Annotated in this window: 24 protein-coding genes and 1 pseudogene; 11 read left to right on the top strand and 14 right to left on the bottom strand. The window is 74.4% G+C overall.

From position 1 onward, the window contains the following. The first annotated feature begins 93 nt into the window (after positions 1-93). Positions 94-612 carry a plastocyanin/azurin family copper-binding protein gene (locus MNY62_RS01365; protein WP_242342293.1) on the top strand — a complete coding sequence of 173 codons (519 nt, stop codon included), beginning with the start codon at positions 94-96 and terminating at the stop codon, positions 610-612. Here the strand turns inward: MNY62_RS01365 and MNY62_RS01360 are convergent. Continuing rightward, positions 582-1307: a hypothetical protein gene (locus tag MNY62_RS01360; RefSeq protein ID WP_242342292.1), complete on the bottom strand. Its 726-nt coding sequence runs from the start codon at positions 1305-1307 to the stop codon at positions 582-584. The genes MNY62_RS01365 and MNY62_RS01360 overlap by 31 nt on opposite strands. 166 nt (positions 1308-1473) lie before the next feature. Between MNY62_RS01360 and MNY62_RS01355 the strand changes: the two genes are divergently transcribed. The 3 genes from MNY62_RS01355 to MNY62_RS01345 all read left to right on the top strand — a co-directional run bounded on the left by MNY62_RS01355 (position 1474) and on the right by MNY62_RS01345 (position 5346). Then, positions 1474-2163 carry a YceI family protein gene (locus tag MNY62_RS01355; protein ID WP_242342291.1) on the top strand — a complete coding sequence of 230 codons (690 nt, stop codon included), beginning with the start codon at positions 1474-1476 and terminating at the stop codon, positions 2161-2163. Positions 2164-2261: 98 nt separating this feature from the next. Continuing rightward, positions 2262-3620: an NAD(P)/FAD-dependent oxidoreductase gene (locus MNY62_RS01350; protein ID WP_242342290.1), complete on the top strand. Its 1359-nt coding sequence runs from the start codon at positions 2262-2264 to the stop codon at positions 3618-3620. 97 nt (positions 3621-3717) lie between these two features. Continuing rightward, the gene (locus tag MNY62_RS01345) at positions 3718-5346 is read left to right on the top strand and encodes an SDR family NAD(P)-dependent oxidoreductase (RefSeq protein ID WP_242342289.1); all 1629 of its coding nucleotides are present in this window, start codon (positions 3718-3720) and stop codon (positions 5344-5346) included. On the opposite strand, the gene MNY62_RS01340 is transcribed toward MNY62_RS01345, so the two are convergent. Beyond that, positions 5318-6487, bottom strand: a complete 1170-nt coding sequence (locus tag MNY62_RS01340; protein WP_242342288.1) for an NnrS family protein — start codon at positions 6485-6487, stop codon at positions 5318-5320. The two genes, MNY62_RS01345 and MNY62_RS01340, sit on opposite strands and share 29 nt — an antisense overlap. Positions 6488-6648: 161 nt before the next feature. Then, complete coding sequence (locus MNY62_RS01335; RefSeq protein WP_242342287.1) at positions 6649-7392, bottom strand: hypothetical protein; 744 nt, start codon at positions 7390-7392, stop codon at positions 6649-6651. 186 nt (positions 7393-7578) lie between these two features. Here MNY62_RS01335 and pabB point away from each other — a divergent pair, with 186 nt between their 5' ends. Continuing rightward, positions 7579-9303: an aminodeoxychorismate synthase component I gene (gene pabB / locus MNY62_RS01330; protein WP_242342286.1), complete on the top strand. Its 1725-nt coding sequence runs from the start codon at positions 7579-7581 to the stop codon at positions 9301-9303. Positions 9304-9402: 99 nt separating this feature from the next. Here the strand turns inward: pabB and MNY62_RS01325 are convergent, their stop codons facing one another. Continuing rightward, on the bottom strand, positions 9403-9783 hold the full coding sequence (locus tag MNY62_RS01325; RefSeq protein WP_242342285.1) for a DUF309 domain-containing protein: 381 nt from the start codon (positions 9781-9783) through the stop codon (positions 9403-9405). Positions 9784-9882: 99 nt separating this feature from the next. On the opposite strand from MNY62_RS01325, the gene MNY62_RS01320 reads away from it, so the two are divergent. Beyond that, positions 9883-10839 carry a YeiH family protein gene (locus MNY62_RS01320; RefSeq protein ID WP_242342284.1) on the top strand — a complete coding sequence of 319 codons (957 nt, stop codon included), beginning with the start codon at positions 9883-9885 and terminating at the stop codon, positions 10837-10839. 70 nt (positions 10840-10909) lie between these two features. Continuing rightward, entirely contained in the window at positions 10910-12547 is a 1638-nt protein-coding gene (locus MNY62_RS01315; RefSeq protein WP_242342283.1) for an ABC-F family ATP-binding cassette domain-containing protein, read from the top strand. 28 nt (positions 12548-12575) lie between these two features. Here MNY62_RS01315 and MNY62_RS01310 read toward each other — a convergent pair whose 3' ends face one another. After that, a complete protein-coding gene (locus MNY62_RS01310; protein WP_242342282.1) occupies positions 12576-13592 on the bottom strand; it encodes an energy transducer TonB in 1017 nt (338 codons plus the stop codon). Between the two features lie 200 nt (positions 13593-13792). Here MNY62_RS01310 and MNY62_RS01305 point away from each other — a divergent pair, with 200 nt between their 5' ends. From MNY62_RS01305 to MNY62_RS01290, 4 genes are all read left to right on the top strand, one after another. Further along, positions 13793-14572: a HipA family kinase gene (locus MNY62_RS01305; protein WP_242342281.1), complete on the top strand. Its 780-nt coding sequence runs from the start codon at positions 13793-13795 to the stop codon at positions 14570-14572. Beyond that, entirely contained in the window at positions 14550-14954 is a 405-nt protein-coding gene (locus MNY62_RS01300; RefSeq protein ID WP_242342280.1) for a DUF3037 domain-containing protein, read from the top strand. The genes MNY62_RS01305 and MNY62_RS01300 overlap by 23 nt, the downstream gene beginning before the upstream one ends. Further along, entirely contained in the window at positions 14951-16210 is a 1260-nt protein-coding gene (locus tag MNY62_RS01295; RefSeq protein ID WP_242342279.1) for an MFS transporter, read from the top strand. The genes MNY62_RS01300 and MNY62_RS01295 overlap by 4 nt, the downstream gene beginning before the upstream one ends. 155 nt (positions 16211-16365) lie before the next feature. Further along, positions 16366-16869, top strand: coding sequence for an SRPBCC family protein (locus MNY62_RS01290; protein WP_242342278.1), 504 nt, complete (start codon positions 16366-16368; stop codon positions 16867-16869). Between the two features lie 64 nt (positions 16870-16933). On the opposite strand, the gene MNY62_RS01285 is transcribed toward MNY62_RS01290, so the two are convergent. The 9 genes and pseudogenes from MNY62_RS01285 to cysD all read right to left on the bottom strand — a co-directional run bounded on the left by MNY62_RS01285 (position 16934) and on the right by cysD (position 25136). Next, positions 16934-17344 carry a cupin domain-containing protein gene (locus MNY62_RS01285; RefSeq protein WP_242342277.1) on the bottom strand — a complete coding sequence of 137 codons (411 nt, stop codon included), beginning with the start codon at positions 17342-17344 and terminating at the stop codon, positions 16934-16936. 217 nt (positions 17345-17561) lie between these two features. Then, a complete protein-coding gene (locus tag MNY62_RS01280) occupies positions 17562-18608 on the bottom strand; it encodes a sulfate ABC transporter substrate-binding protein (RefSeq protein ID WP_242342276.1) in 1047 nt (348 codons plus the stop codon). Positions 18609-18736: 128 nt separating this feature from the next. Next, on the bottom strand, positions 18737-19822 hold the full coding sequence (locus tag MNY62_RS01275) for a sulfate/molybdate ABC transporter ATP-binding protein (RefSeq protein ID WP_242342275.1): 1086 nt from the start codon (positions 19820-19822) through the stop codon (positions 18737-18739). Further along, a complete protein-coding gene (gene cysW / locus MNY62_RS01270; protein WP_242342274.1) occupies positions 19819-20760 on the bottom strand; it encodes a sulfate ABC transporter permease subunit CysW in 942 nt (313 codons plus the stop codon). The genes MNY62_RS01275 and cysW overlap by 4 nt, the downstream gene beginning before the upstream one ends. Continuing rightward, entirely contained in the window at positions 20757-21590 is an 834-nt protein-coding gene (gene cysT, locus MNY62_RS01265; RefSeq protein ID WP_242342273.1) for a sulfate ABC transporter permease subunit CysT, read from the bottom strand. The genes cysW and cysT overlap by 4 nt, the downstream gene beginning before the upstream one ends. Next, complete coding sequence (cysC, locus tag MNY62_RS01260; protein WP_242342358.1) at positions 21587-22144, bottom strand: adenylyl-sulfate kinase; 558 nt, start codon at positions 22142-22144, stop codon at positions 21587-21589. The genes cysT and cysC overlap by 4 nt, the downstream gene beginning before the upstream one ends. A 114-nt stretch (positions 22145-22258) precedes the next feature. Continuing rightward, positions 22259-22939 (bottom strand): annotated as a pseudogene (locus MNY62_RS01255) (phosphoadenylyl-sulfate reductase); the annotation flags it as partial. Beyond that, positions 22936-24213, bottom strand: a complete 1278-nt coding sequence (locus MNY62_RS01250; RefSeq protein ID WP_242342272.1) for a sulfate adenylyltransferase subunit 1 — start codon at positions 24211-24213, stop codon at positions 22936-22938. The gene MNY62_RS01250 and the pseudogene MNY62_RS01255, both read right to left, overlap by 4 nt. Continuing rightward, positions 24213-25136, bottom strand: coding sequence for a sulfate adenylyltransferase subunit CysD (cysD, locus tag MNY62_RS01245; protein WP_242342271.1), 924 nt, complete (start codon positions 25134-25136; stop codon positions 24213-24215). The genes MNY62_RS01250 and cysD overlap by 1 nt, the downstream gene beginning before the upstream one ends. Between the last annotated feature and the right edge of the window lie 48 nt (positions 25137-25184).

Raw genomic sequence — 25184 nt, 5'->3', positions numbered from 1 at the left:
ACCGCTCCGCCTCACCTGAGCCGGAAACCGAACCGGCGCCTCGCGCGTCGAACTCATCGTTCGAGTCCTAGCGAGCTCGACGAGGGAGATCCCATGAGCGCAGGAGCGAGGGCCGCACTCTTTGCGGTGGTGACGGGCGTCCTGGCCGGCTGCGGAGGCTCGAGCTCGTCGAACAACACGCCGTCGACGCCGGGCTTCTACATCACCATCTCCGGCATGGCCTTCTCGCCGGCGAGCCTGGCGGTGCCTCCCGGCGCGACGGTGACGGTCATCAACAAGGACGCGGTCCCGCACTCGGTGACGAGCGAGGCGACCGCGAACGCCTTCACTCGCGGCGCAGTCGCGGGGGTCTCGTTCGACACCGGCGCCTTCGACGGCCAGAAGAGCTTCACGCTCTCCGCCAGCGCGCCGAACGGGACGCGAATCCCGTTCTACTGCACGGTCCACACGTCGACCATGAGCCCGCCGAACGGCACGATCATCGTCGACACGAGCGCACAGCCCTCCGCGCCGCCGGGCGGCAGCGGGGGCGGCGCGGGGGTTACTGAGTGGCTCTCGCGGACGCGTGCGGCGGCCACGCTTCACTGCTCGAGCGCGAGCGTCGCGAGGTAGGCGGCGGCGATGACGTACCCGAGGCTGACGTGGGCGGTGCGGATGTTCCTCGGGAACCGATCGCCCGGGGCCTCGTTGCGGACGCCGATCACCTGGGGAAACGCCGCGACGAGGCCGAGGAGCGGCTGCACGGCGATCCCGCCGAGGTGGACGTACGTGAGCGCGCGATGCCAGGGCCGCTCCGCAGGGCTGACGCGACCCACCGGACCGGGGATCGAGAGGGCGAGCACGCCGTTCGCGGTGTAGAGCGTCGCAGACAGGACTCCGCTCGTGCCGTGGAGGGTGGAGAGCCCGCGATCGCAGCCGTACGTCCCGAGGACCGGATGGCCCGTCTGGCAGCGCCCGTCCCCGAACGCCGTGGGCTGGTTGATGGCGACCAGGGTTCCGAGCGTGCTCGTCGCGAGGAGCGCGCCGGCCGTGCTCCACTTGAGGGCGCGCTCCCAGCGGCGAAGGCTCCTCACGCGGGCGTCATCCGGCCGAGGCGAGAGCTCGTCGCTACCGTCGCGCGCGCGCTCCCCGGCGAGGAGCCCTGCCGGGTGGAGCGCGAGGTCACCGGGCGCGCTCGGGATCGGAGCGGCGGGCGCGTCCAGATCGAGGTGGAGCGTGGCGTGCACCGGCCGAGCGGGAGCGGGGTCGAGGGAGAAGCTCCCCGCCGTCGCGCAGACCATCGCGGACATCACGAGCGCGTCGAACATGCCGTCCTCCTCGCCGTGTCACCTGCTGGCACGCTGTGTATCTGCGTCCGGAGCTGGTCGCGACGTCTCTCGCGGAGAGGCCCCGTTCCCGCCCCGCGTCGAGGCCGTGGGGTGCGACCACGCGCTCACCCATTGAAAGGGGTCCGGCCGTGACGAGGAGGTTCCCGTGAGATTCCTCTCCCTCGCTCTCGCAGTGGGACTCGCGTCGACCGCGCCGGTGGCGCGGGCCGCGGAGTGGGAAGCGCTCCCTCCGAGCGGCGGCCGCATCGTCGTGCACGTCCTGAAGAAGGGCTTCTTCTCCGGGTTCGCGCACGACCACCACTTCGAGGTCACGGAGTGGGAAGCGAGCGCGGACATCCCGGACGAGGACCTGGCCACCACGTCCGTCCAGGTCGTCCTCTCGGCGAGCACGCTGCACGACCGGCAGCCGCGGCTGTCCGAGAGCGACCGCCGGAAGGTCGACGCGCAGGCGAGCGGGCCAGACGTGCTGGACGCCGAGCACCATCCGCAGGTCGAGTTCCGGTCGCGGCGCCTCGAGCTCGAGCCCGGCGGAACACCCGAGCACGTTCGCGGAACGCTGCACGGCGCGCTCGTGCTGCGCGGCCAGAGCGCCCCCACCGACGTCGCCATCGAGGCGGAGCGGGGCGGGGAGGTGTGGCGCGTCCGCGGGACCGCGCGCGTGAAGCAGACGACCTTCGGGATCAAGCCGTTCAGCGGGTTCGGCGGGACCGTCGGCGTCAAGGACGAGCTCGAGATCGAGATCGCGCTCACGCTGCGTCGCGGCGAGCGCGGGGCCCCGCGCACGGGCCGCACTGAGCCGTCGCGGCAACAGAGCGGTGGCGCCCCGACGCGATAGTGGAGTAAAGCAGTCCCCTTCACGCCGGTGGCGGAACGGCCGGCTCGCAACGGCCCGGGTGCGCGGCGAAACGCCGCAGCGCCGGGCGAGGAGCGGCGGTGGAAGGGCAGCGGGTCGAGTCACAAGAGCCACGGGTCGTCATCGTCGGGGGCGGTTTCGCGGGGATCTACGCGGCGCGCGGGCTCGCGCGCGCGCCGGTGCAGGTGACGCTCGTGGACCGGCGCAACCACCACCTCTTCCAGCCGCTGCTCTACCAGGTCGCGACCGCGGCCCTGAACCCCGGCGACATCGCCGAGCCGATCCGCCACGTGCTGTCGCGCCAGCGGAACGCGCGCGTGCTGCTCGCGGAGGCCGCGGCGATCGAGCCGGACGCGAGGCGCCTGCGGCTCGGGAACGGGCTCGCGCTCGACTACGACTACCTCGTCGTGGCGGCCGGCGCGACGCACTCCTACTTCGGCCACGACGAGTGGGCCCGGTTCGCGCCGGGGCTGAAGACGCTGGAGGACGCGGAGGAGATACGCCGCCGCGTGCTGACCGCCTTCGAGCGTGCGGAGGCGGACCCGGACCGACAGCGGCGCGAGTCGCTCCTCACCTTCGTCGTCGTCGGCGGCGGCCCCACCGGCGTCGAGCTCGCGGGCGCGCTCGCGGAGATCGCCCGCTTCACCATCCCGCGCGACTTCCGGACCGTCTCGACCGAGCGCGCGCGCGTCATCCTGGTCGAGGGCGCCGAGCGCATCCTCCCGGCGCTCCCGCCGGAGCTCTCGGCGGCGGCGCAGCGGGATCTCGAGCGGTTAGGCGTGCACGTCTGGACGGGCAAGCGCGTCACCGGCGTCGATCCGCGCGGCGTGCAGATCGGCGAGGAGCGCGTGGCCGCGCGGACGGTCCTCTGGGCCGCCGGCGTCGCCGGCGCCCCGCTCGCGCGGACGCTCGGCGTGCCGCTCGACGGCGCGGGGCGCGTGATCGTGAACGCCGACCTGACGGTGCCGGGGCGCGAGGAGATCTACGTCATCGGCGATCTCGCCGCGGCGAGGAAGAAGGGCGGCGCGCCGATCCCGGGCGTCGCGCCGGCCGCGATCCAGCAGGGCAAGCACGCCGCGCGGAACCTCCTCGCGACGCTCGCGGGCAGGCCGCGCAAACCGTTCGCCTACTTCGACAAGGGCGTCATGGCCACGGTCGGGCGCGGGCGCGCCGTGGCCGGGTTCTGGCGGATCCGCATGACCGGGCTCCTCGCCTGGTTCGCCTGGCTCTTCATCCACATCTGGTTCCTCATCGACTTCCGGAACCGGCTCGCGGTCATGTTCCAGTGGATCTGGCACTACCTCACGTTCAAGCGCGGCACGCGGCTCATCCTGGAGACGCCCGAGGAGGAGCGGTTCCGGGCCGTCGCCGGGATGGCTCCCCCGGACGTGGACGGCTGGCCGCCGAACGAGAGCGATCCGGAGCGGCCCGACACGTGAGCCCCGGCGCCACGCCGGCTGGCGGGCGAGCGGCCCCTCGCCGCGGGGCCGGCTCGCGCTTTCGACGGGAGGCCCCCGCGGGTTAGAACCCCGCTCCATGTCGGAGCAGACGGAAGACGAGCGGACGGAGCTCACCGGCGAGGACCTCGCGACCGCGCTGAAGGTCCTCGCGCGCGTCGCCGCCGATCGGACGGTGCTCGCGGACGTGGACGCCGAGACCCGGACGACGCTGCAGAAGCTCGCGGGCGAGGTGGCGCGGCCCGACCTCAAGCAGCGGAAGAAGCTGCAGCGGGCGCTGCTCCGGAACGAGCGCGTGGAGCGCAGGGCGCGCGACGAGGCGCTGCGCAGAGGCACGGGAATCCAGCAGCTCCGCGCGGCGCCGGTGTTCTCGACCCCGCTTCCGGAGCTCCCGCCCGCCGGCACCGACGCCTCGGGCTGGTGGCCGCGGCTGCCGGGTGCCGAGCGGGCCGGGCCGGAGGGTCCGGCGGGCCCGGCGGCCGAGGACGCCGCCCGCGCCGGCGACGGGCCCGAGCTCTCCGAACCGCGCAAGTGCTACGTCTGCAAGGCCCCCTACCACCGGCTCCACCCGTTCTACGACCAGATGTGCCGCGCCTGCGGGGACGAGAACCTGGCGCGGCGCACCGCGACGGTGGACCTCCGCGGGCGGGTCGCGCTCGTCACCGGCGCGCGCGTGAAGATCGGCTACCAGGCCGCCATCCTCCTGCTCCGCGCAGGCTGCGGCGTGGTCGCCTGCACGCGCTTCCCGCGCGACGCGGCGGCGCGCTACGCGCGCGAGCCGGACTTCGAGGCCTGGAAGGACCGGCTCACGATCCACGGCGTGGACCTCCGTCACACCCCGAGCGTCGAGCTGCTCTGCCAGCGGCTCGACGCGACCCTCCCGCGCCTCGACTTCCAGCTCCACAACGCCTGCCAGACCGTGCGCCGCCCCCCGGGCTTCTACGCCCACCTCCTCGAGCGCGAGGAGGCGCCGCTCTCCGCGCTGCCCGAGGCGGAGCGCACGCTCCTGCGCGAGCACGAGGCGCTCAAGGCGGCGCTCGCGGACCACCGCCGGGCGGCGGGCGTGACCCGACCGGCGCTCCTCTCGCAGGCGCCCGGGGAGGAAGGCTCGCTCCTCTCCGGCAAGAGCGCGCTCGAGCTCTTCCCGCGGGGCGTCCTCGACCAGGACCTCCAGCAGGTGGACCTCCGCGCCCACAACTCCTGGCGGCTCACGCTGCACGAGGTCCCCACGCTGGAGCTGCTCGAGGTGCTGCTCGTGAACGCCACCGCGCCGTTCGTGATGACCGCGCGGCTGAAGGGGCTCATGCTCCGCGCGCGCGCGGCGCCGCCCGCGACGGCCACGAGCGGCGACCCGGCGAAGCACGTCGTGCTCGTCTCGGCGATGGAGGGGCAGTTCTACCGGGAGCACAAGACGGACAAGCACCCGCACACGAACATGGCGAAGGCCGCGCTCAACATGATCGTGCGCACCTCCGCGGGCGACTACGCGAGGGACGGCATCTACCTCAACGCGGTCGACACGGGCTGGGTGACGGACGAGGACCCCGCCCACCTCGCCGCGCGCAAGGTGGAGGAGCACGCCTTCTCGCCGCCGCTCGACATCGTCGACGGGGCGGCGCGGATCGTGGCGCCGATCTTCGACGGGTTCCGCTCCGGCCGGCACGAGGCAGGCCTGTTCTTCAAGGACTACCGCCCGACGCCGTGGTGACGGGGCGGACGAGCGCCGCCCACGCGAGCACCGCGCCGATGAACGCCATCCCCGCCACGGCGAGCCAGAACGGGATGCGCGCGAGGTCGATCGCGGCGAGCAGGCGCGCGCCGACCGCGAGCGCGAGCAGCGCGGCGACGGCGCGCGCGGTCCAGGGGCTCTCCTCCAGCGCCGGGCCCCGCCCGCCGCGCGAGAGGACGACGTGGGCAGCGACCGCCAGCGTGAGCTGCGTGAACCCGCCGACGAACACGACGTGGAGCGCGGCGGTGCGCAGCCTCGGCGCGAGCGCGGCGAGCCAGAAGCCCAGCGGGAGGAGCCAGCTCGCGATCCAGACGAGCTGACGGTGGACCCCGGGCAGCGTCGGCGGCCGGTGGATGCCCGCGGCCAAGACGAGCACCAGGGTCGCGACCAGCGCGCGAAGCGCCATCCCGAGCCGGGCGTCGTACAGCACCTCGACCGGGAACGACCCGAAGAACGCCAGCGCCGCGATCGCGTGCAGCCCCGCCGCGCGGCGGAGCCGCTCCGGACGGAGCACGACCGCGTCCTCGCCGCGCGTGAGCCGGGGGAGGAGGATCGCCCCGACGCCGAGCACGAGCCCGGTGACGAAGCCCTGCGCGAGGAGCCCTCGGCCGATGATCCAGGCCCTCGGCGCGCTCGTCGCGGAGGCGAGGGGCGCGAGCGCCGAGAGGAGCGCGCCGGTCGCGCCGGCGAGGATGGAGAGCGGCACCCACACCGCCACGGCGGGCGGAGGCGTCCCGCCGGCCACGCGCACTCGCCGGACCGTGAAGCCGAGCACCACCGCCGCGAGGGCGAGCCAGAGCCCGTGGGCGAGCGCGCCGCGGCCCGCCCACGCGCTCGCGACGCTGGCGAGCGGGAGCGCGAGCGCGGCGAGCATCTGCCAGCGGCCGGGGGGTGGGGTCCGCGTCTGGCGGGGGACGAACGTGAAGAGGACCCCAGCGAGGAAGCAGCTCAGGAACCCGTCGATCTGCGCGAGCGGATGGAACACGCCGAGTGCTCCGCCCCCGGCGCCGCCCGCCACGAAGGGCAGGACCGCCACGACCGCCAGGCCCGCGCCGAGCGGGAACAGGACGCGGTAGGGCTCGCGGCGCCAGCCTGGCGCCCGCTGTGGCTCGGTGGCCATTCCCCCGGATGTAGCGCGGGCTCGGCGCCGGAGCCGAGGACACCGGCGGCGGAGGAGTGCTCACTCGGCTCGGAGGTCGATGCGTTCGACGCGAGCGGGACCGGTCCGCTCGTGGCTCGGCGGGCTCGCCACGAGCGGACGTCCGGTCGGTGCTCGCGTGCTCAACGCGTCGGCTCGGGCGGCGTCGTGCCGCTCGTCCCGCCGGTGCCGGTCCCCGTCCCGCCGGTGCCGGTCCCCGTCGCGCTCGCAGGCGGCGACGCCGCGCCGGGCGCCGCGGGGTTGCCGGTCACGACCTGCACGAGCACGGCGGTCGGCTGGGTGCCGGTCATCTCGTACGCGACGCGTGCGTCTTCACCCGGGGTGATCTGAGCCGCGGAGGCCTGCTGGCCGTCGATCTGGACGCGCGTCCGGTTCGTGATCTGGAAGGTCATCGGGTCGCCGCTGGGCGGCTGCACCACGACCTGGTTCGCGGTCGCCTGCTTCACCTGGCCCCCCAGGATCTGCTCGCCGCGACTCACGAGCCGCTGCTGCTGGGTGAGCTGCCGGGAGGCCTGCTGCTGCGCCTGCTGCGCCTGCTGCGTCGACTGCTGGATCGCCAGGTTCGCCTCCCGCTGCGCCTGCTCGGCCTTCATCGTCTCCTGCTGGGCGCGCTGCTGCGCCTCGTTCAGCCTGCGCTGCGCCTCCCGCACGTCCGCCTGCGCGGTCGCGGCGCGCTTCTGCTGCTCGGTCGCCTTCTCCTGCGCCTTCTGCGCTGTGCTCAGCGCCTCCTTCGACTGGCGCTGCGACTCCGAGACCCGCTCCGCAGCCGGGTTCTCACTGGTGGCCTGGCGACCGGTCGCGCACCCGCTCGCCGCCACCGCCAGCAATGCCGCGCCCGGCAGCGCATACCTCGTCCACGTCTTCATGGCTTTCCCCCTCGTCCTATGCCCAAACCTGGAGCCTCGGCGGAGGGTCCGCAATCCGTGCGGCGCCCGCCGGCCTGCGAGGGCCATGCCGCTCCGGGTCCGTAGCGCAGCGGTTCGTGCACGGCGATCGCGGTGCGACCGCGAGAGGAACGGCCGCGGAGGCCCAGCGCCGCTAGGATGCTCGGCGTGCGTAGCGCCTGCTTCGACCTCGCCCCTTACGGCCGACTCGACTTCGGGGAGCCCGCGCGCGTCATCGCGACCGACGATGTGGGGCGGGTGCGCGGAGCGCTCGCCGAGATCGAGGCGGAGGCGCGGCGCGGCCGCTGGGCGGCCGGGTTCGTGTCCTACGAGGCGGCGCCCGGCCTCGATCCGGCGATCGCGGTTCGCCGCGGCTCCGGCCCGCTCGTCTGGTTCGGCATCCACGACGAGCCGATGACTGGATCGGCTCCGGCGGTGGCGGGGATCGCGGCGGCTCGCGTGGAAGGCCTGGCGCCGGAGGTCACGCGCGCGGAGCACGTCGCGGGCGTGGAGACGGTGCGCGGCGCGCTCGGCCGAGGCGACGCCTACCAGGTGAACCTCACCTTCCGGATGCGAGGGCGCTTCGAGGGCGACCCCTTCGCGCTGTACGAGCGGCTCCGCCGTGCGCAGGGCGGCGGCTACACCGGCTGCCTCCTCGTCGATGGCCGGGCGATCGTGTCTGCCTCGCCGGAGCTCTTCTTCTCGCGCCAGGGCGACCGGGTGACGGTCCGGCCGATGAAGGGGACCGCCCGGCGCGGGCGCGACCTCGCCGAGGACGAGCGGGCCGCCGCCGCGCTCGCGGCCTCGCCGAAGGAGCGCGCCGAGAACGTGATGATCGTGGATCTGCTCCGGAACGACCTCGGCCGCGTGGCGCGGGTTGGCTCGGTGAAGGTGGCGGAGCTGTTCACCGTCGAGCGCTACCGGACCGTGCTGCAGCTCACCTCGACCGTCGAGGCGCGGCTCACGCCGGCGGCCGGCCTCGCCGAGCTGTTCGCCGCGCTCTTCCCCTGCGGCTCGGTGACGGGCGCTCCGAAGATCGCGGCGACGCGCATCATCGCGGGCCTGGAGCGGAGCGCGCGCGGCCCCTACTGTGGCGCGCTCGGCGTCGTCGCGCCGGGAGGCGACGCGGTGTTCAACGTCGGCATCCGCACGCTCGACCTCGACCTCGCGAGCGGCGCCGCGACCTACGGCGTCGGCGGGGGGATCACCTGGGGCTCGGTCCCGGAGCGGGAGTGGGACGAGGCCATGGCGAAGGCGGCAGTGCTCTCCGAGCCCGGCCGCGACGTCGAGCTCCTCGAGACGCTCCGGCTCTCGGGCGGCGGGTACGCGCGGCTCGAGCGGCACCTCGCCCGGCTCGCCGGCTCGGCGCGCTACTTCGGCATCCCGCTCGAGCTCGCGGCGGTGCGCGCGGCGCTCGAGGCCGAGGCGCGCCGCGCGCCGGCGGAGGGCGCGCGGGTCCGCCTCCTCGTCGGACCGGACGGGCGGCCCCGCACCGAGGCGGCGCCGCTGCCGCTGCCTTCTCGCGATCCGCTCCCCGTCGCGCTCGCGCGAGCCCCCGTGGATCGCGGCGACCGGTTCCTCTTCCACAAGACCACCCGGCGCGAGGTGTACGCGTCCCGCCGCGCCGAGCGGCCGGACGCGTTCGACGTGATCCTGCAGAACGCGGAGGAAGAGCTGACCGAGCTCACCATCGGGAACCTCGTCGTCGAGCTGGACGGTGAGCGGCTCACGCCGCCGCTCGACGCCGGGCTCCTCGCCGGGACGTTCCGCGCCGAGCTCCTCGAGCGCGGCGAGGTGCGCGAGGCGGTCCTGCGCCCGGCGGACCTCGGCCACGCACGGCGGCTGTGGCTCGTGAACTCGGTCAGGGAGTGGGTGCCGATCCGGGTGGTTTGAGAGGCGAGGAGGTCCCCGACCTCGACCTCGACCCCGACCCCGACCCCGACCCCGACCCCGACCTCGACCCGACCCGACCCGACCTCGACCGACCCCGACTCACCCGAGCCTGGGAACCCGCATCCCCGGCCGCTCCCCGCAAGCCGCCCACCTCCCCGCGGCGTCGCGCCAGCGCTCCACCTCGAGGCGGAACGCGGAGAGCTCGAGCCCGCCGATGCCGCCGCACGCTGCGAGCTTCCCGAGCCCGGCATCGAGCAGCCGCACCATCCCCGTGGGCCGGCCCTGGACGAGCCCTTTGTGGAACCCGGCGGCGATCTGGATGAGTCCCTGGAGCGCGAGCCGACGCGCCCCGGTCTCGGCGCGCCACGCGTCCTCCCACACCTCGTGCGCATCGAAGAAGCGGCCGGCGTCGAAGAGGCGCACGCCCGCGTCGAGGGCGGCGCGCGTCTTCTCGGGGAGCGTGTCCTCGGGCAGCGCCATCGTCCTCGTCTAGCGCGCGCCCTGCCGCGGCGCGACGCCCGCGCGGCGGCGAGGTTTTCGCTCCCGCCCCGCGTGGCTCGTGAGGTATGGCTGCGCGCCATGACCGACGACGCGAGTCGCCCGGGCCTCCGGCACGCGCTCCTCCTCGCGGGGGCCGCGTGGGCCGCCCTCGCCGCCTCCTCCGCCGGCGCGCTCCTCGCGGGGGCGGCCATCGCGCTCGCGGCCGGCAACCCCGCCCAGGCGCTCACCCATCGTCTCTCGAAGAAGCTCCTGCCGCTCGCGGTGGTCGGGCTCGGCTTCGGCATGGACCTCGGCGCGGTCGCGCGGGCCGGGGCGCGCGGCTTCGGCTACACGGTGGTCACCATCGCCGCCTCCTTCGCGATCGGCGCGCTCCTCGTCCGCGCGCTCCGCGTGCGCGGCAAGACCGGCCTCCTCATCACGGTCGGCACCGCGATCTGCGGCGGCAGCGCGATCGCCGCGGCCGCCCCCGCGATCCAGGCAGACGACCGAGAGGTCACGGTCGCGCTCGGGACGGTGTTCCTGCTGAACGCGGTGGCCCTCGTGGTGGCGCCGCCGCTCGGGCACGCCGTGGGGCTCGCCGAGGCGCCCTTCGGCGCGTGGGCGGCGCTCGCCGTCCACGACACGAGCTCGGTCGTCGGGGCCGCGCTGCAGTACGGGCCGCGCGCGCTCGAGGTCGCCACGGCAGTGAAGCTCGCCCGCGCGCTCTGGATCCTCCCCGTCACGGTGGCGCTCGCCGCGCTCGAGCGGCGCGCGGGGAGGGCGGCCGCGGGTCGCGCGGCGTTCCCGTGGTTCATCGCCGGCTTCGTGGTGGCGGCGGCGGTCGCCACGTTCGTCCCCGCCGCGGCGCCCGCGGCGAGCGCCCTCGCGCTCGTCGCCCGGCGAGCGCTCGTCCTCACGCTCTTCCTGGTCGGCGCGAACCTCTCGCGCGAGGCGCTCCGAGAGGTCGGGGCGCGCCCGCTCGCGCACGGGGTGCTCCTGTGGATCGCCATGGGCGGCGCCACGCTCCTCGCCGTGCGGGCGGGCTGGATCTCCTGACGGCGCCGGAGCGGGCCCCGCGCCCGCGCGGGTTGAAGCGCGGGCCGGGGCGTGCGAAAACGCCCGTCCCGTGATCCGCTTCGACGGCATCTCCAAGCAGCACGGCCGGCAGCTCCTCTTCGTCGAGGCGTCGGCCGTCCTCCTCCGCGGCGAGAAGGTCGGCCTCGTCGGGCCGAACGGCGCCGGCAAGTCCACCCTGTTCCGCCTCGTCACCCGCGAGGAGGAGCCGGACGAGGGCAACGTCTCGATCGACCGCGGCGTCACCGTCGGCCACTTCTCGCAGGACGTCGGGGAGATGTCCGGCCGGAGCGCCGTCGAGGAGACGATGGACGGCGCCGGCCCGGTGTCCTCGGTCGCGGCGGAGCTGCACGCGCTCGAGCACGCGCTCGCCGATCCGGAGCGGGCGGACGAGCTGGAGGCGCTCGTCGAGCGGTTCGGGAACGTCCAGGCCCGCTTCGACGAGCTGGGAGGCTACGCGCTCGAGGCGCGCGCCCGGGAGATCCTGGGCGGCCTCGGCTTCACGACCGAGATGATGGACGGCGACGTGGGGGCGCTCTCCGGCGGCTGGAAGATGCGCGTCGCGCTCGCGCGCATCCTCCTCATGCGCCCCGACGCGATGCTCCTCGACGAGCCCTCGAACCACCTCGACCTCGAGTCGATCATCTGGCTCGAGGAGTTCCTGCAGGCCTACGACGGCGCCATCCTCATGACCTCCCACGACCGGGAGTTCATGAACCGCGTCGTCTCCAAGATCGTCGAGATCGACGGCGGCGAGCTCACCTCCTACTCGGGCGACTACGACTTCTATGAGCGCGAGCGCGCCATCGCGGACGCGCACCAGCAGGCGCAGTTCGATCGCCAGCAGGCGATGCTCAAGAAGGAGCTCGCGTTCATCGAGCGGTTCAAGGCGCGCGCCTCCCACGCCGCGCAGGTGCAGTCGCGCGTGAAGAAGCTCGACAAGATCGAGAAGGTCGAGCCGCCGCGCGTCCGCAAGACCGTCGACTTCGAGTTCCGCGCCGCCCCCCGCTCCGGCGAGGACGTGGCGAAGCTCGCGGGCGTCGTGAAGCGCTACGGGTCTCGCGCCGTCCACGACGGCCTCGACTTCCTCGTGCGCCGCGGCGAGCGCTGGTGCGTGCTCGGCGCGAACGGCGCGGGCAAGTCGACCCTGCTCAAGATGGTCGCCGGCGAGACCGCGCCGGACGCGGGGACCGTCGCGGTGGGCGGGAGCGTGAAGATGGGCTACTTCGCCCAGCACGCGATGGAGCTGCTCGTCCCCGACCGGACGGTCTGGGAGACGCTCCAGGACGCCTTCCCGCGCGCGTCGATCGGCTCGCTGAGGACGCTCGCGGGCTGCTTCGGCTTCTCCGGCGACGAGATCGAGAAGCGCTGCAAGGTGCTCTCCGGCGGCGAGAAGGCGCGCCTCGTCCTCGCGCAGCTCCTCTACGATCCGCCGAACTTCCTCGTGCTCGACGAGCCCACGAACCACCTCGACGTCTCGACCAAGGAGATGCTGGTGCGGGCGCTCGCCGGGTACGAGGGGACGATGCTGCTCGTCTCCCACGATCGGCGCTTCCTCTCCGCGCTCACGAATCGCGTGCTGGAGCTCACGCCCGACGGTCCGGTCGCCTACGGCGGCGGCTACGGGGAGTACGTGGCGCGCACCGGTCGCGAGGGGCCGGGGCTCCGGCACCTGGGCGCCGCGAGATAGCGGCTCCGGCGCCCCCGAGCCGGCGCGCTCACACGCTCTCGAAGCGGATCGGGAGGATGAGCCAGAGCGCGGTCGGGCGGCCCTGCGCGTCGGCGCCGGCTCTCCAGCGGCAGCGGCGGACGGCGTCCGCGATCGCCTGACGGACCCGCGCGTCCGGCATCCCACTCAGGATCTCGATTCGATCGACCGCGCCGCTCGCGAGCACCGCGAACCGCACGACCATCGGCCCGGACGTGAAGCCGGCGAGCTCGCGCGGGAGCCGGACCGAGCGCGCCACGCAGCCGGGCTCGGCCTCGGTCGCCGCGCGGAACCCCGCCGTCGCCCAGCGCGGCGCGTCCTCGATCCCGGCGGAGGAGCCCGGCGGAGCGGCGAGCCCGTCGCCCGCGCCCCACTCGCCCCCTCCCACGCCGCCGGGGATCCCGCCCACCACGCCCTCGTCCACCGCGCCGGCGGCTGCCTCGGGTGCCTCTGCGAGCCCGACGTCCTCGCTCGGTTCGCCCGGGTCGGGCGCGCGCATCTGCACCGGCACCTCGCGCGGCTGGAGGAGCGCGGCCGGGCGCGGCGGCGGAATACGCGCGAGGGCGCGCGCTCGTCCCGGAACGTCTCGCGGGCGCGCGGCGGCCGCGGGCGCGCGGGGTGCCCCGGGCGCGCGCGGCGGTCCCGCCCGACGCGGCAGGGAGGAGGCGAACCGCACCTCGACGACCGCCGGCGCCTCGGGGGGAGGCTCCTCGGTCGCCCAGGCGATCACCCCCGCGCACCCGATCGCCATCGCCTCCGCGCTCGCCGCGAGCGTCGCCCAGGCCATCCGCCGGCGCGTGCGGCGGCCGAGGTCGCGTCTCCCGACGGCCTCGAACGACGGCGCGGGCGCTCCGGCGGAGGGGAAGCCCCGGTCGGGCGCGCTCCCGCGCCTGGCGGGCGGAATGGCTCCGGGCGGGAACGGCGCGATCCTCTCGAAGAGGCTCCCGGCAAGGACGGGATCGCGAACGGGACACTCCGGAGCCGGCCGCTTGCCGGTGGCCTCCCGCCTCAGGACGCTCTCGAACATCGGTGTCTCCCGTCGCGGCGCGGGAGCACCTTGCAGAGCCGTCCGAGCGGGCCGCTCGAAGTGAACCTCGATCCACGCATAAGCGCTCGTCACGCCGAGGCAAGGGTGGTTCCTTGTCGCGCGGCGGAGCGGGAGCCGGCCGGGGAGGCAGCGATCGCCGCACGGTCGCGGGCGCCTCCCTGCCGCGGTAACCTGCACGGATGAGGACCGTCACCGCCACCCGCTACGTGACGCCGCTGCGCGAGGGCGGCTCGCTCCCGGCCATCGTCGAGGGCGACGACGACGGCCTCTACGTCGCGAAGTTCCGGGGCGCGGGGCAGGGGCCGAAGGCGCTCGTCGCGGAGGTGATCGCGGGCGAGCTCGCGCGCGCGGCGGGGCTTCCCGTGCCCGAGCTCGTCCGGCTCGAGGTCGGACCGGAGCTCGGGCGGAACGAGCCGGACGAGGAGATCCGCGATCTCCTGAAGGCGAGCGTCGGCGCGAACGTCGGCCTCGACTACCTGCCCGGCAGCGCCACGTTCGATCCGGTCGCGGGCCCGCCGCCCTCCTCCGCGGAGGCGTCGGAGGTCGTGTTCTTCGACGCGCTCGTGACGAACGTCGATCGCACCGCGCGGAACTCCAACCTCCTCTGCTGGCACCGGCGGCTGTGGCTCATCGACCACGGCGCGTCCCTCTACTTCCACCACGCCTGGCCAGACACGCCGGACCCGGCGCTCACGCCCTTTCGCGCGGTGAAGGATCACGTGCTCCTGCCGTGGGCGGGAGAGATCCCCGCCGCCGGCGAGCGCCTCGCGGCGAGGCTCGGGGGAGGCGCCGTCGCGCGCGCCGTGGCGGAGGTGCCCGACGCGTGGCTCGACGGGGAGCCGCGCTTCGCCTCGATCGCGGAGCACCGCGCGGCGTACGTGCGGCTCCTCGAGCGCCGCCTCGCGGCGGCCGAGCTCTTCGTGGAGGAGGCGGAACGTGCCCGCGCACTGCTCGTTTGACTATGCGATCGTCCGCGTCGTCCCGCGCGTGGAGCGCGAGGAGTTCGTGAACGCGGGCGTGGTCCTCTTCTGCCTCGAGCAGGACTTCCTCGGCGCGCGCGTCGAGCTCGACCGCACGCGCCTCCGCGCCCTCTTCCCGGACGTGGACCTCCCGCTCGTCGAGGAGCACCTCGCCGCGCTGTCGCGCGTCGCCGCGGGCGGGGAGGGGAGCGGGCCCATCGGCCGGCTCTCGCTCCGGGAGCGCTTCCACTGGCTCGTCGCGCCGCGGAGCACCGTCATCCAGGTCGGCCCGGTGCACTCGGGCACGTGCGTGGACCCCGCGCGCGCGCTCGAGAAGCTCCTCGATCGCATGGTGCGGCAGCCCGCGCCTCCCGCGCCATGACGCCCGCCCCGGCGCCCCGGCGCGACGTCCCGGTCCTCTTCGCGTCGCGCTCCCTCAGGCTCTTCGCGTACGGCCTGGTCTCGGTGGTGCTCGTGCTCCACCTCTCCGCGGCGGGCTACGGCGAGCGGCGGATCGGTGCGCTCCTCACGCTGACGCTGCTCGGCGACACGGCGCTCTCGCTCTGGATCACCACCCACGCCGACCGGTGGGGCCGCCGGCGCATGCTCGTCGCTGGCGCCGCCCTCATGGCGCTCGCGGGCGCCGTCTTCGCCGCCACGACCTCGTTCGCGCTCCTCCTCCTCGCGGCGACGGTCGGGGTGGTGAGCCCCTCGGGGAACGAGGTCGGCCCGTTCCTGGCGGTCGAGCAGGCGGCGCTCTCGCAGGAGCTGCCCGCGGAGCGGCGGACCTCCGCGTTCGCGTGGTACCAGCTCGCCGGGGCCGCGGCGACCGCGCTCGGCGCGCTCGCCGGCGGGGCGCTCGCGGGCGCGCTCCAGGCGCGCGGCGTCGCGCCGCTCGCGAGCTACCGCGCCGTCATGGCGGGCTACGGCGTGGCGGGGCTGGCGCTCGCCGCGGTGTTCACGCGCCTGTCGCCCGCGGTCGAGGCGCCGACCGCGCCCGCGGCGCCCCGCCGGTCTCGCCTCGGGCTGCACCGCTCGCGCGACACCGTCCTCCGGCTCTCGGCGCTGTTCTCCGTCGACGCGTTCGCCGGCGGGTTCGTGGTCCAGAGCTTCGTCGCCTGGTGGTTCCACGCGCGCTTCGGAGTCGGGCCGGCGACGCTCGGCGCGATCTTCTTCGGGGCGAACCTGCTCGCGGGCATCTCCGCGCTGTCCGCCGCATGGATCGCCCGCCGCATCGGGCTCGTGAACACGATGGTGCTGACGCACCTGCCCTCGAACGTGCTCCTCGTGCTCGTGCCGCTCATGCCGACGCTGCCGCTCGCGATCGCCGTGCTCCTCGTCCGGTTCTCCATCTCGCAGATGGACGTGCCGACGCGGCAGTCCTACACGATGGCGGTCGTGGAGCCCGACGAGCGCTCCGCGGCGGCGGGCGTGACCGGCATCGCGCGCACGATCGGCGCCGCCCTCGCGCCGCTCGCCGCCGGGCCGCTCTACGCGAGCGCGGCGCTGGCGTCGGTCCCGTTCTTCGTGTCGGGCGGGCTCAAGATCCTCTACGACCTCGCGCTCTGGCGCAGCTTCCGCAGGGTGGTGCCCGACGAGGAGCGCGCCGGAGGCGGCGCGCCGTCGGCGAGGCGCTGACGCGCCCCCAGCGCGCGAGCGTGCTGCTCGCCGGGCGAGCACCGGTCTCCCCCGCGCGCCCGCACCCGCGATTTCTCCCGACGAGAGGGCGAGCATGACCTCCGAGGATGGCTACGTTCATGCGGCCGGGCTGAAGCCCGGGGGCGAGGAGAGTCATGGAAAGGATCGAGAAGAAGATCCTCATCGAGGTGGAGGCCACGCGGGTGTTCGAGTACCTGGGCGACCCGAAGAACCTGCTCGAGATCTGGCCGAGCCTGGTGGAGGTCTCGAACGTCCAGCTGATGGAGGGCGGCAGGTCGAGCTGGGACTGGACGTACAAGATGGCGGGCCTGCGCTTTCACGGACGGTCGGAGACCATCGAGGCGGTGCGGCCCACGCGCCGGGTGACGAAGAACGAGAAGGGGATCCCGAGCACGCTCGAATGGACCTTCACGCAGCGCGACCACGGGACCGAGGTGGCGGTCAAGGTCGACTACGAGCTCCCATTGCCGCTGCTCGGGCACGTGGCGGAGCTGTTCCTCCGCCACTCGAACGAGCGCGAGGCCGAGACCCTGCTCCACAACCTGAAGGAGCGGCTCGAGACCGCCGTGAGGGCCGGGGAGCCGCCCGCGATGGCGCCTCGCGCCGAGCCGCCGCCGCCGACCTCGCCACGGCGGTAGCGCGCTCGACCGCAGGCGCCGGGCTGAAGAGCGCCCGGCGCCTCGGTCGAGTCGGGACACGCGCTCAGTGATGGGCGCTGGGCTGGGTCTCCGCGCCGGGCTGAGCGCGCGCGGTCCGGCCTTCCGCGTAGTGCTCCATGCCGGCGAAGTCGATCATGACACAGGCCTCGTCGCCGACCGTCCAGGCGTCGTGCCCGGGAGGGATGACGGCGTAGTCGCCTGCTCCCATCTCCGCCTCCTCGCCGTCGTCCATCACGAGGTGCATCCGGCCCGAGACCACGTAGCCGGAGTGCGCGGCCTGGCAGCTCCGGGTGCCGGCGATCGGCTTCACGTGCGTCGACCAGCGCCAGCCCGGCTCGAACACGCCCCGCCCCACGACTCCGTCGCCGAACTTCAGGATCTCTGCGTGCCCGTTGTCCGTGAACGGACGGGTCTCGTCGGGCGACGAGAACCGCTTGATCGAGATACGCGCCATCGCGATTTCCTCCAGCTCCCGGCCGACGCGGCCGGTGACACACGGTGCGCCCGAGACCTGGTCGCATTCAACGGCCGGCGGAGGTCGTTCGGGGTCGCTCGAAATGTCGGAGCCCAGCGCGGTCGCGCGGTACGGGAGACCGCGCGGCCCGGCCGTCGACCGCGCGGTGGGCGGCGCTCCTGCACGCCGGTCGAGAGGTCGAGGGCGACGGCGAGGGTCACCGCCCCGGCGCGTAGATCCGGTCGAACACTCCGCCGTCCGCGAAGTGCTTCGCCTGCGCGGCCGCCCATCCGCCGAACACCCGGTCGACGGTGACGAGGCGCAGCTTCGGGAACCGGGCGGCGTACCGGCCGGCGACGGCAGCGAGGCGCGGGCGGTAGAAGTGACGCGCGGCGATCTCCTGCCCCTCCTCGGAGTAGAGGAACCGCAGGTACGCGTCCGCGGCCTCGCGCGTGCCGCGGCGATCGACGACGCGATCCACGACCGCGACCGGCGGCTCGGCGAGGATGCTCGTGGCCGGCACCACGATCTCGAACGCTCCGTGCCCGAGCTTCTCCACGGCCAGGAACGCCTCGTTCTCCCACGCGAGGAGCACGTCGCCGATGCCGCGCTCGACGAACGTCGTCGTGGCGCCGCGCGCGCCCGAGTCGAGGACCGGCACGTTCGCGTACAGGGCGCGCACGAACCCGGTCGCCTTCTGCTCGTCGCCGCCGCTCTTCTCGAGCGCGTGCGCCCACGCGGCGAGGTAGTTCCAGCGCGCGCCGCCCGAGGTCTTCGGGTTCGGCGTGATCACCTGGATCCCGGGCTTCACGAGATCGTCCCAGTCGCGGATCGCCTTGGGGTTCCCCTTGCGGACGAGGAAGACGATCGTGGACGTGTACGGGGCCGCGTTGTCCGGCAGCCGGCTCGCCCAGCCGGGCGCGACGAGCCCCGCCTTGGCGACGGCGTCGACGTCGTAGGCGAGGGCGAGCGTGACGACGTCCGCCTCGAGGCCGTCGATCACCGCCCGGGCCTGCTTGCCCGAGCCGCCGTGCGATTGCCTCACGGCGACGTCCTGCCCGGTGCGCGCCTTCCACTGCCGCGCGAACGCGGCGTTCACGTCCTCGTACAGCTCCCGCGTCGGATCGTAGGAGACGTTCAGGAGCTGCACCGGAGCGGGGGCCGCGCGCGTGGCCGACGCGACCCCGAGCGCGGCCACGCAGGCGAAGAGCGCCGCGAGCCGTCGGGTCGGGCTGCGATGCTGCGGTCTCGGGATCTCAGGCATGTCCGTCTCCTCCGCCGACGCCGGCATGGCGCCGTATCCGTTATAACGGATGACCAGCCTAGATGGCGGATGAGGCCCGGTCAAGTGGGCTGGCGCCCGGCCGACGCGGGCGCCGGCGCGGAGGCTCCTCAGAGCGCGCTCGCGGTGAGGCTGTCGAGCTCGTCCTCGCGCGACGGGAACACACGCACGCGCCGGGGGGCGAGGTGCACCGTGTCGCCCGGAGCGAGCGCCAGCGCCTCGCTCCTGCGGACGTCGAGCTCCGCCTCGACGGCGCCGCCGACCCCGGGAGCCGACAGCTCGATCCTGACCGCCGCGCCGAGCGGCAGCACGCGCTCGACGCTCGCCGCGAACGAGCCGGGAACCGGCGCGCGGTGGATGTCGAGCTCGTGCGGGCGCACGAAGACGTGAGCGCGCGCGCGGTGCGCGGCGGACGCGGGCGCCACGAGCTCGAGGTCGAGGCCGTTCACGAAGGCGCGGTCGCCCTCGACCCAGCCCTTGAACGCGTTCACCGCGCCGAGGAAGCGCATCACGAACGCGCTCGCGGGCTCCTCGAACACCTGCGCCGGGGTCCCGACCTGCTCCACCCGCCCCGCGTTCATGAGCACGACGCGGTCGGCCACCTCGAACGCCTCCTCCTGGTCGTGCGTCACGAAGACGCTCGTCACGTGGAGCTCGTCGTGAAGGCGCCGGAGCCAGCGGCGCAGCTCCTGGCGCACGCGCGCGTCCAGCGCGCCGAACGGCTCGTCGAGGAGCAGGATGCGCGGCTCGGTGGCGAGGGCGCGCGCGAGCGCGACGCGCTGCCGCTGCCCGCCCGAGAGCTGCTGCGGGTAGCGCCCCTTCAGCCCGTCGAGCTGCACGAGGCGGAGCAGCTGCGCGACGCGCGCGGCCGTCTCCGCGCGCGGTCGCTTCCGCACGCGCAGCGCGAACGCGACGTTCTCCTCCACCGTCATGTGCCGGAACAGCGCGTAGTGCTGGAACACGACGCCGACGTTCCGCTCGCGCGCGCTCCGCGCCGAGACGTCCTCGCCGTCGTGCCGCACCTCGCCCGCGTCCGCGGCCTCGAGCCCCGCGATGATCCTGAGGAGCGTCGTCTTCCCGCAGCCGGAGGGGCCGAGCAGCGCGACGAGCTCGCCGTCGGGGACCTCCAGGGTGACGCCGCGCAGGACGGGTGTCGCGTCGAACGCCTTGTGGACGTCGCGGATGGCGATGCTCATGGAGCGCTCCGGAGGACGGTGGGCCGTCGGGGTCGGTGGTGCCACTCGAGCGCCTGCTTCGCGACGAGGGTGACGACGGCGAGCACGAAGAGGAGCGACGCCACCGCGAACGCCGCCTGGAAGGCGTACTCGCCGTACAGGATCTCGACCTGCAGCGGGACGGTGTTCGTGACGCCGCGGATGTGCCCGGAGACCACCGAGACCGCGCCGAACTCACCCATCGCGCGCGCGTTGCAGAGGATGATCCCGTAGAGGAGGCTCCACCTCACGTTCGGGAGGGTGACGCGGGTGAGGATCTGCCACCCGGTCGCGCCGAGCACGAGCGCGGCCTCCTCCTCCTCTACGCCCTGCGCCTCCATGAACGGGATGAGCTCGCGCGCGACGAACGGGAACGTCACGAACACCGTCGCGAGGACGATGCCCGGGACCGCGAACACGACCTTCACGCCGTGCGCGAGGAGCCACGGGCCGAGCCAGCCGTGCGCGCCGAACAGCAGCACCGTCGCCATCCCAGAGACGACGGGCGAGACGCCGAAGGGGAGATCGACGAGCGAGACGAGGACGCTCTTCCCCGCGTAGCGGAAGCGGGTCACCGACCAGGCGGCGGCGAGCCCGAAGAGCGCGTTGAGCGGCACCGCGATGGCGGCGACGAGGAGCGTGAGCCTCACCGCCGCGAGCGCGTCGGGATCGACGAGCGCCTTCCACCAGAGCGCGACGCCCCCTCGGACCGCCTCGGCGACCACCGTCGCCGCGGGGACGAGCACGAACGCCCCCACGAAGAGGAGCGCAACGGCGACGAGCGCCCAGCGGACCGCCGGCGGATCCTCCGTGGCGCGGCGGGCGCGCCGCGGCGGCGGCTCGGGGACCGCGGCGGGGCGGGGCGGCGCGGTGCGCGGCCCGCGCTCGACCTCGGCAAGGGACCGGGCGGGGGCCGTCATGCGGCCCCCGCGCGCGCCCGCGTCCAGGCCTGGAGCCGGTTGATCGCGAGGAGCAGGACGAACGACGCGCCGAGCAGCACCGTCGCGATCGCCGCCGCGCCCGCGTAGTCGAACTGCTCGAGCCGCGTCATGACGAGGAGCGGCGCGATCTCGGTGCGCATCGGCATGTTCCCGGAGATGAACACGACGGAGCCGTACTCTCCGAGCGCGCGGGCGAACGCGAGCGCGAAGCCGGTGATCGCGGCGGGGAGGAGGGCCGGCAGGAGGACGCGCCGGAACGTCTGCCAGCGCGACGCGCCGAGGACCGCCGCGGCCTCCTCGACCTCCGGATCGGGGTCCTCCAGGACGGGCTGCACGGTGCGGATCACGAACGGCAGTCCGATGAAGGTGAGCGCGAGGGTCACGCCGAGGGGCGAGAACGCGACCCGGACGCCGGCCGCCTCGAGGTGCCGCCCGATCCAGCCGGTCGGCCCGTACACCGCCGTGAGCGCGATGCCGCTCACCGCGGTCGGCAGCGCGAACGGCAGGTCCACGAGCGCGTCGACGACGGCGCGCCCGGGGAAGCGGTAGCGCGCGAGCACCCAGGCGACGAGCCCCCCGAGCACGACGTTCGCGGCCGCCGCGGCGAGCGACGCGCCGAAGCTGAGCCGGTAGGAGGCGAGGGCGCGCGGCGACGCGACGACGCTCCAGGCCGCCTCCCACCCGAGGCTGCTCGAGCGGAGCGCGACGGCCGACAGCGGCACGAGCACGACGAGGCACAGGTACAGCACGGTGAACCCCGTCGAGAGGCCGAACCCGGGCAGCACGCCGCGGCGGGCGCCGGCGCTCACGAGGCGCGCTCCTCGGCGGTGCGCGCGTCGCCCGGGCGGAGGAGCCCCCGCGCGCGGAGGTGCTCGAGGATGGTCTCCACGGACTCGTCGATCGTCTCGACGTCCGTCCGCACGACGACGTCGGGGCGCTCGGGAGGCTCGTACGGATCGGACACGCCGGTGAAGCGCGTGAGCTCTCCGGCGAGGGCCTTGCGATAGAGCCCCTTCACGTCGCGCGCCGCGAGCGCGGCGACCGGCGCCGACACGAACACCTCCACGAAAGGGACGCCGTCGCGCTCGGCGAGCGACCGCACCTCGTTCCGGGTCTCGGCGTACGGCGAGATCGCCGCGGTGACGGCGGCGGCGCCATTGCGCGCGAGCAGGCGCGCGACGAACCCGATGCGCCGGACGTTCGTGTCGCGATCCTCCTTCGAGAACCCGAGCCCGGCCGAGAGGTAGGTGCGGACCTCGTCGCCGTCGAGGATCTCGACCGGCCGCTCCGTCGCGAGCGCGGCCTGGAGGACGCGCGAGAGCGTGCTCTTTCCCGCGCCGGATAGGCCCGTCAGCCACAGGATGAAGCCGCCGCGGGCGAAGGAGCGGGGAGGGGTCGAGGTCGGGGTCGAGGTCGGGGTCGGGGTCGGGGTCGGGGTCGGGGTCGGGGGCCTCAGCGCCACCGGCCTCGCGTGAAGCCCGCACTCCTTCTTCGCCCGACCGCGCCAGCGGCCCGCGCGCGGGTCCTCGCCGGCGCCGACCGGCGTCGTGCAAGGGGCGCAGCCGATGCTGGCGTACCCCTGGTCGTGCAGCGGGCTCGTCGGCACCTCGTGCGCGCGCACGTGCCGCCACACGTCGGCGCTCGACCACGCCGCGAGCGGGTTCACCTTCACGAGCCCGAACCTCTCGTCCCACTCGACGATCGCGGCGCCCGCGCGGTCGGCGGTCTGGTCGCGCCGGATCGCCGTCACCCAGGCGTCGAAGCGGGCGAGCTCGGCCCGGAGCGGCAGGACCTTGCGGAGCTCGCAGCAGCGATCCGGATCGGCCTCCCATGGCGGCGCTGCGCCGTCGGCCACCGGTGCGTCCGCCGTGGCGCTCGCCACGCGCCGGATGGAGAGACCGTAGCGCGCCTCGAGGCGGTTCCAGAGCGCGTACGTCTCGGGGAAGAGCGTCCCCGTGTCGATCGTGAACACGTCGAGCGGGAGCCGGGCGCGCGCAGCGACGTCGACGAGCACGCACCCCTCGGGGCCGAAGCCCGTCGCGAACCCGACGCGGCCGGGCGGGAACGCAGCGGTCACCGCCGACAGGATCTCCGCCGGCTCCTTCCCCTCGAGGTCCCTCGCCCAGCGGGCGAGCTCCTCGCGCGTCCGAGCGCTCACAGGATCATCCCCGCCGCGACGGTGTCGTTCGTCGTCTCGTCGATCAGGACGAAGGCGCCCGTGGCCCGGCTCTCGGCGTACCGGTCCGCGGCGATCGGCTGGGCGAGCCGCAGCGAGACGCGCGCGATGTCGTTCATGGCGAGGGACGTGGCGGGTCGCTCGGCGAGCTCGGCGAGGTCCACGCGATGGGCGATCTCGGCGAGGGTGGCGCGCACCTCGCGCGCGCCATGGCGGAGGAGGACCCTCCGCCCCGCATCGCCGGGCCGCTCCGACAGCCAGCAGAGCGTCGCGTCCACCTTGCGCGTCGGCTCGGGCCCCTCTCCGGCGCGCACGAGGAGATCGCCGCGCGAGACGTCGAGCGCGTCCTCCAGGAGGAGCGTGACCGACTGCCCCGCCACGGCGCACGGCAGCGAAGGGGCGTCGTGCAGGAGGATCTGGCGCACGCGCGTCGCGCGGCCGGACGGCAGCACCTGCACGGCGTCGCCGGCGCGGATCTCGCCGGACTCGACGCGGCCCATGTAGCCGCGGAAGTCGTGGTGCTCGAGCGTGTGCGGCCGGCACACCCACTGGACCGGGAACCGGAACCTCCCGCGCACCGCGTCCCGCGCCGGAGCCGCCCCCTCGAGCAGCTCGAGCAGCGTCGGGCCACGGTACCAGGAGAGGTTCGCGCCGCGATCGACGACCATGTCGCCCTGTAGCGCGGACATCGGGACGAAGCGCACGTCCGTGATGCCGAGCTTCGCCGCGAAGGCCAGGTAGTCGGCGCGGATGCGCTCGAAGACCTCCGGCGAGAACCCGACGAGGTCCATCTTGTTCACGGCCACGACGAGGTGAGGGATCCCGACGAGGTGCGCGACGTAGGAGTGGCGGCGGGTCTGCGTGAGGACGCCCCTGCGCGCGTCGACGAGGATGATGGCGAGGTCCGCGGTGGAAGCGGCGGTGACCATGTTCCGCGTGTACTGCTCGTGCCCGGGGGCGTCGGCGATGATGTACTTGCGCGTGCCCGTCGAGAAGTAGCGGTGCGCGACGTCGATGGTGATGCCCTGCTCGCGCTCCGCCTGCAGGCCGTCGGTGAGGAGCGAGAGGTCCACTGCCTCGAGGCCGCGCCTGCGCGAGGTGCGCTCGATGGCGTGCAGCGCGTCGGCGAGGATGGACCGCGTGTCGAGGAGGAGCCGCCCGATGAGCGTGCTCTTTCCGTCGTCGACGCTGCCGCAGGTGAGGAAGCGGAGGAGGCCGTCCGTCGCGGGCGCGGAGAGTCGTTCGGCGGCGAGCATCAGAAGTACCCCTCCTTCTTGCGCTGCTCCATCGAGGCGTCGGACGTCTGATCGTCGAGGCGCGTCGCGCCGCGCTCGGTGATCGTGGTGGTGGCGGTCTCGGCGACGATCTTCGCGAGGGTGTCGGCGGTGGACTCGACCGGCGCGGTGCAGGTGATGTCGCCCACCGTGCGGAACCGGACCGAGACCTCCTCGACCGTCTCGCCGGGCCGCGCCGGCGTGAGCGGCGTCACCGGGACGAGCGCGCCGCCCCGGCGGACGACGTCGCGCCGGTGGGCGAAGTAGATGGACGGGATCTCGAGCCGCTCGCGCGCGATGTACTGCCACACGTCGAGCTCGGTCCAGTTGGAGATCGGGAAGACGCGCACGTTCTCGCCCTTGTGGACGCGCGCGTTGTAGAGGCTCCACAGCTCCGGCCGCTGGTTCTTGGGATCCCAGCCGCCGAACTCGTCGCGGAACGAGAACACGCGCTCCTTCGCGCGCGCCTTCTCCTCGTCGCGCCGCGCGCCGCCGATGCACGCGTCCAGCTCCAGCTCCGCGATGGCGTCGAGCAGCGTCACCGACTGGTGCTTGTTGCGCGACTCCTGCGGGTGCTTCAGCACGACGCGGCCCGCCCGGATCGAGTCCTCCACCGAGCGGACCACGAGGCGCTCGCGGAGCTCCGCCGCGCGGCGATCCCGGAAGGCGATGACCTCCGGGTAGTTGTGCCCGGTGTCGATGTGCAGGAGGGGGAAGGGGAAGCGTCCGGGCCGGAAGGCCTTCTCCGCCAGCCGGAGGAGGCAGATGGAGTCCTTGCCGCCGGAGAACAGCAGCGCGGGGCTCGCGCACTGGCCGGCGACCTCCCGCAGGACGTGGATCGACTCCGCCTCCAGCCAGTCGAGGTGCGAGAGCGTGCTCGTGAGGTGGGCCGCGACGACTGCCATGCTGGACCGTCTCCACACGGGGCCGTCGCCAGGATGGCGGCGCGGTGT

The organism is Anaeromyxobacter terrae (genome assembly GCF_022690685.1).
GTDB classification, from domain to species: domain Bacteria; phylum Myxococcota; class Myxococcia; order Myxococcales; family Anaeromyxobacteraceae; genus Anaeromyxobacter; species Anaeromyxobacter terrae.
This window is presented reverse-complemented; position numbering and strand designations above follow the sequence as displayed.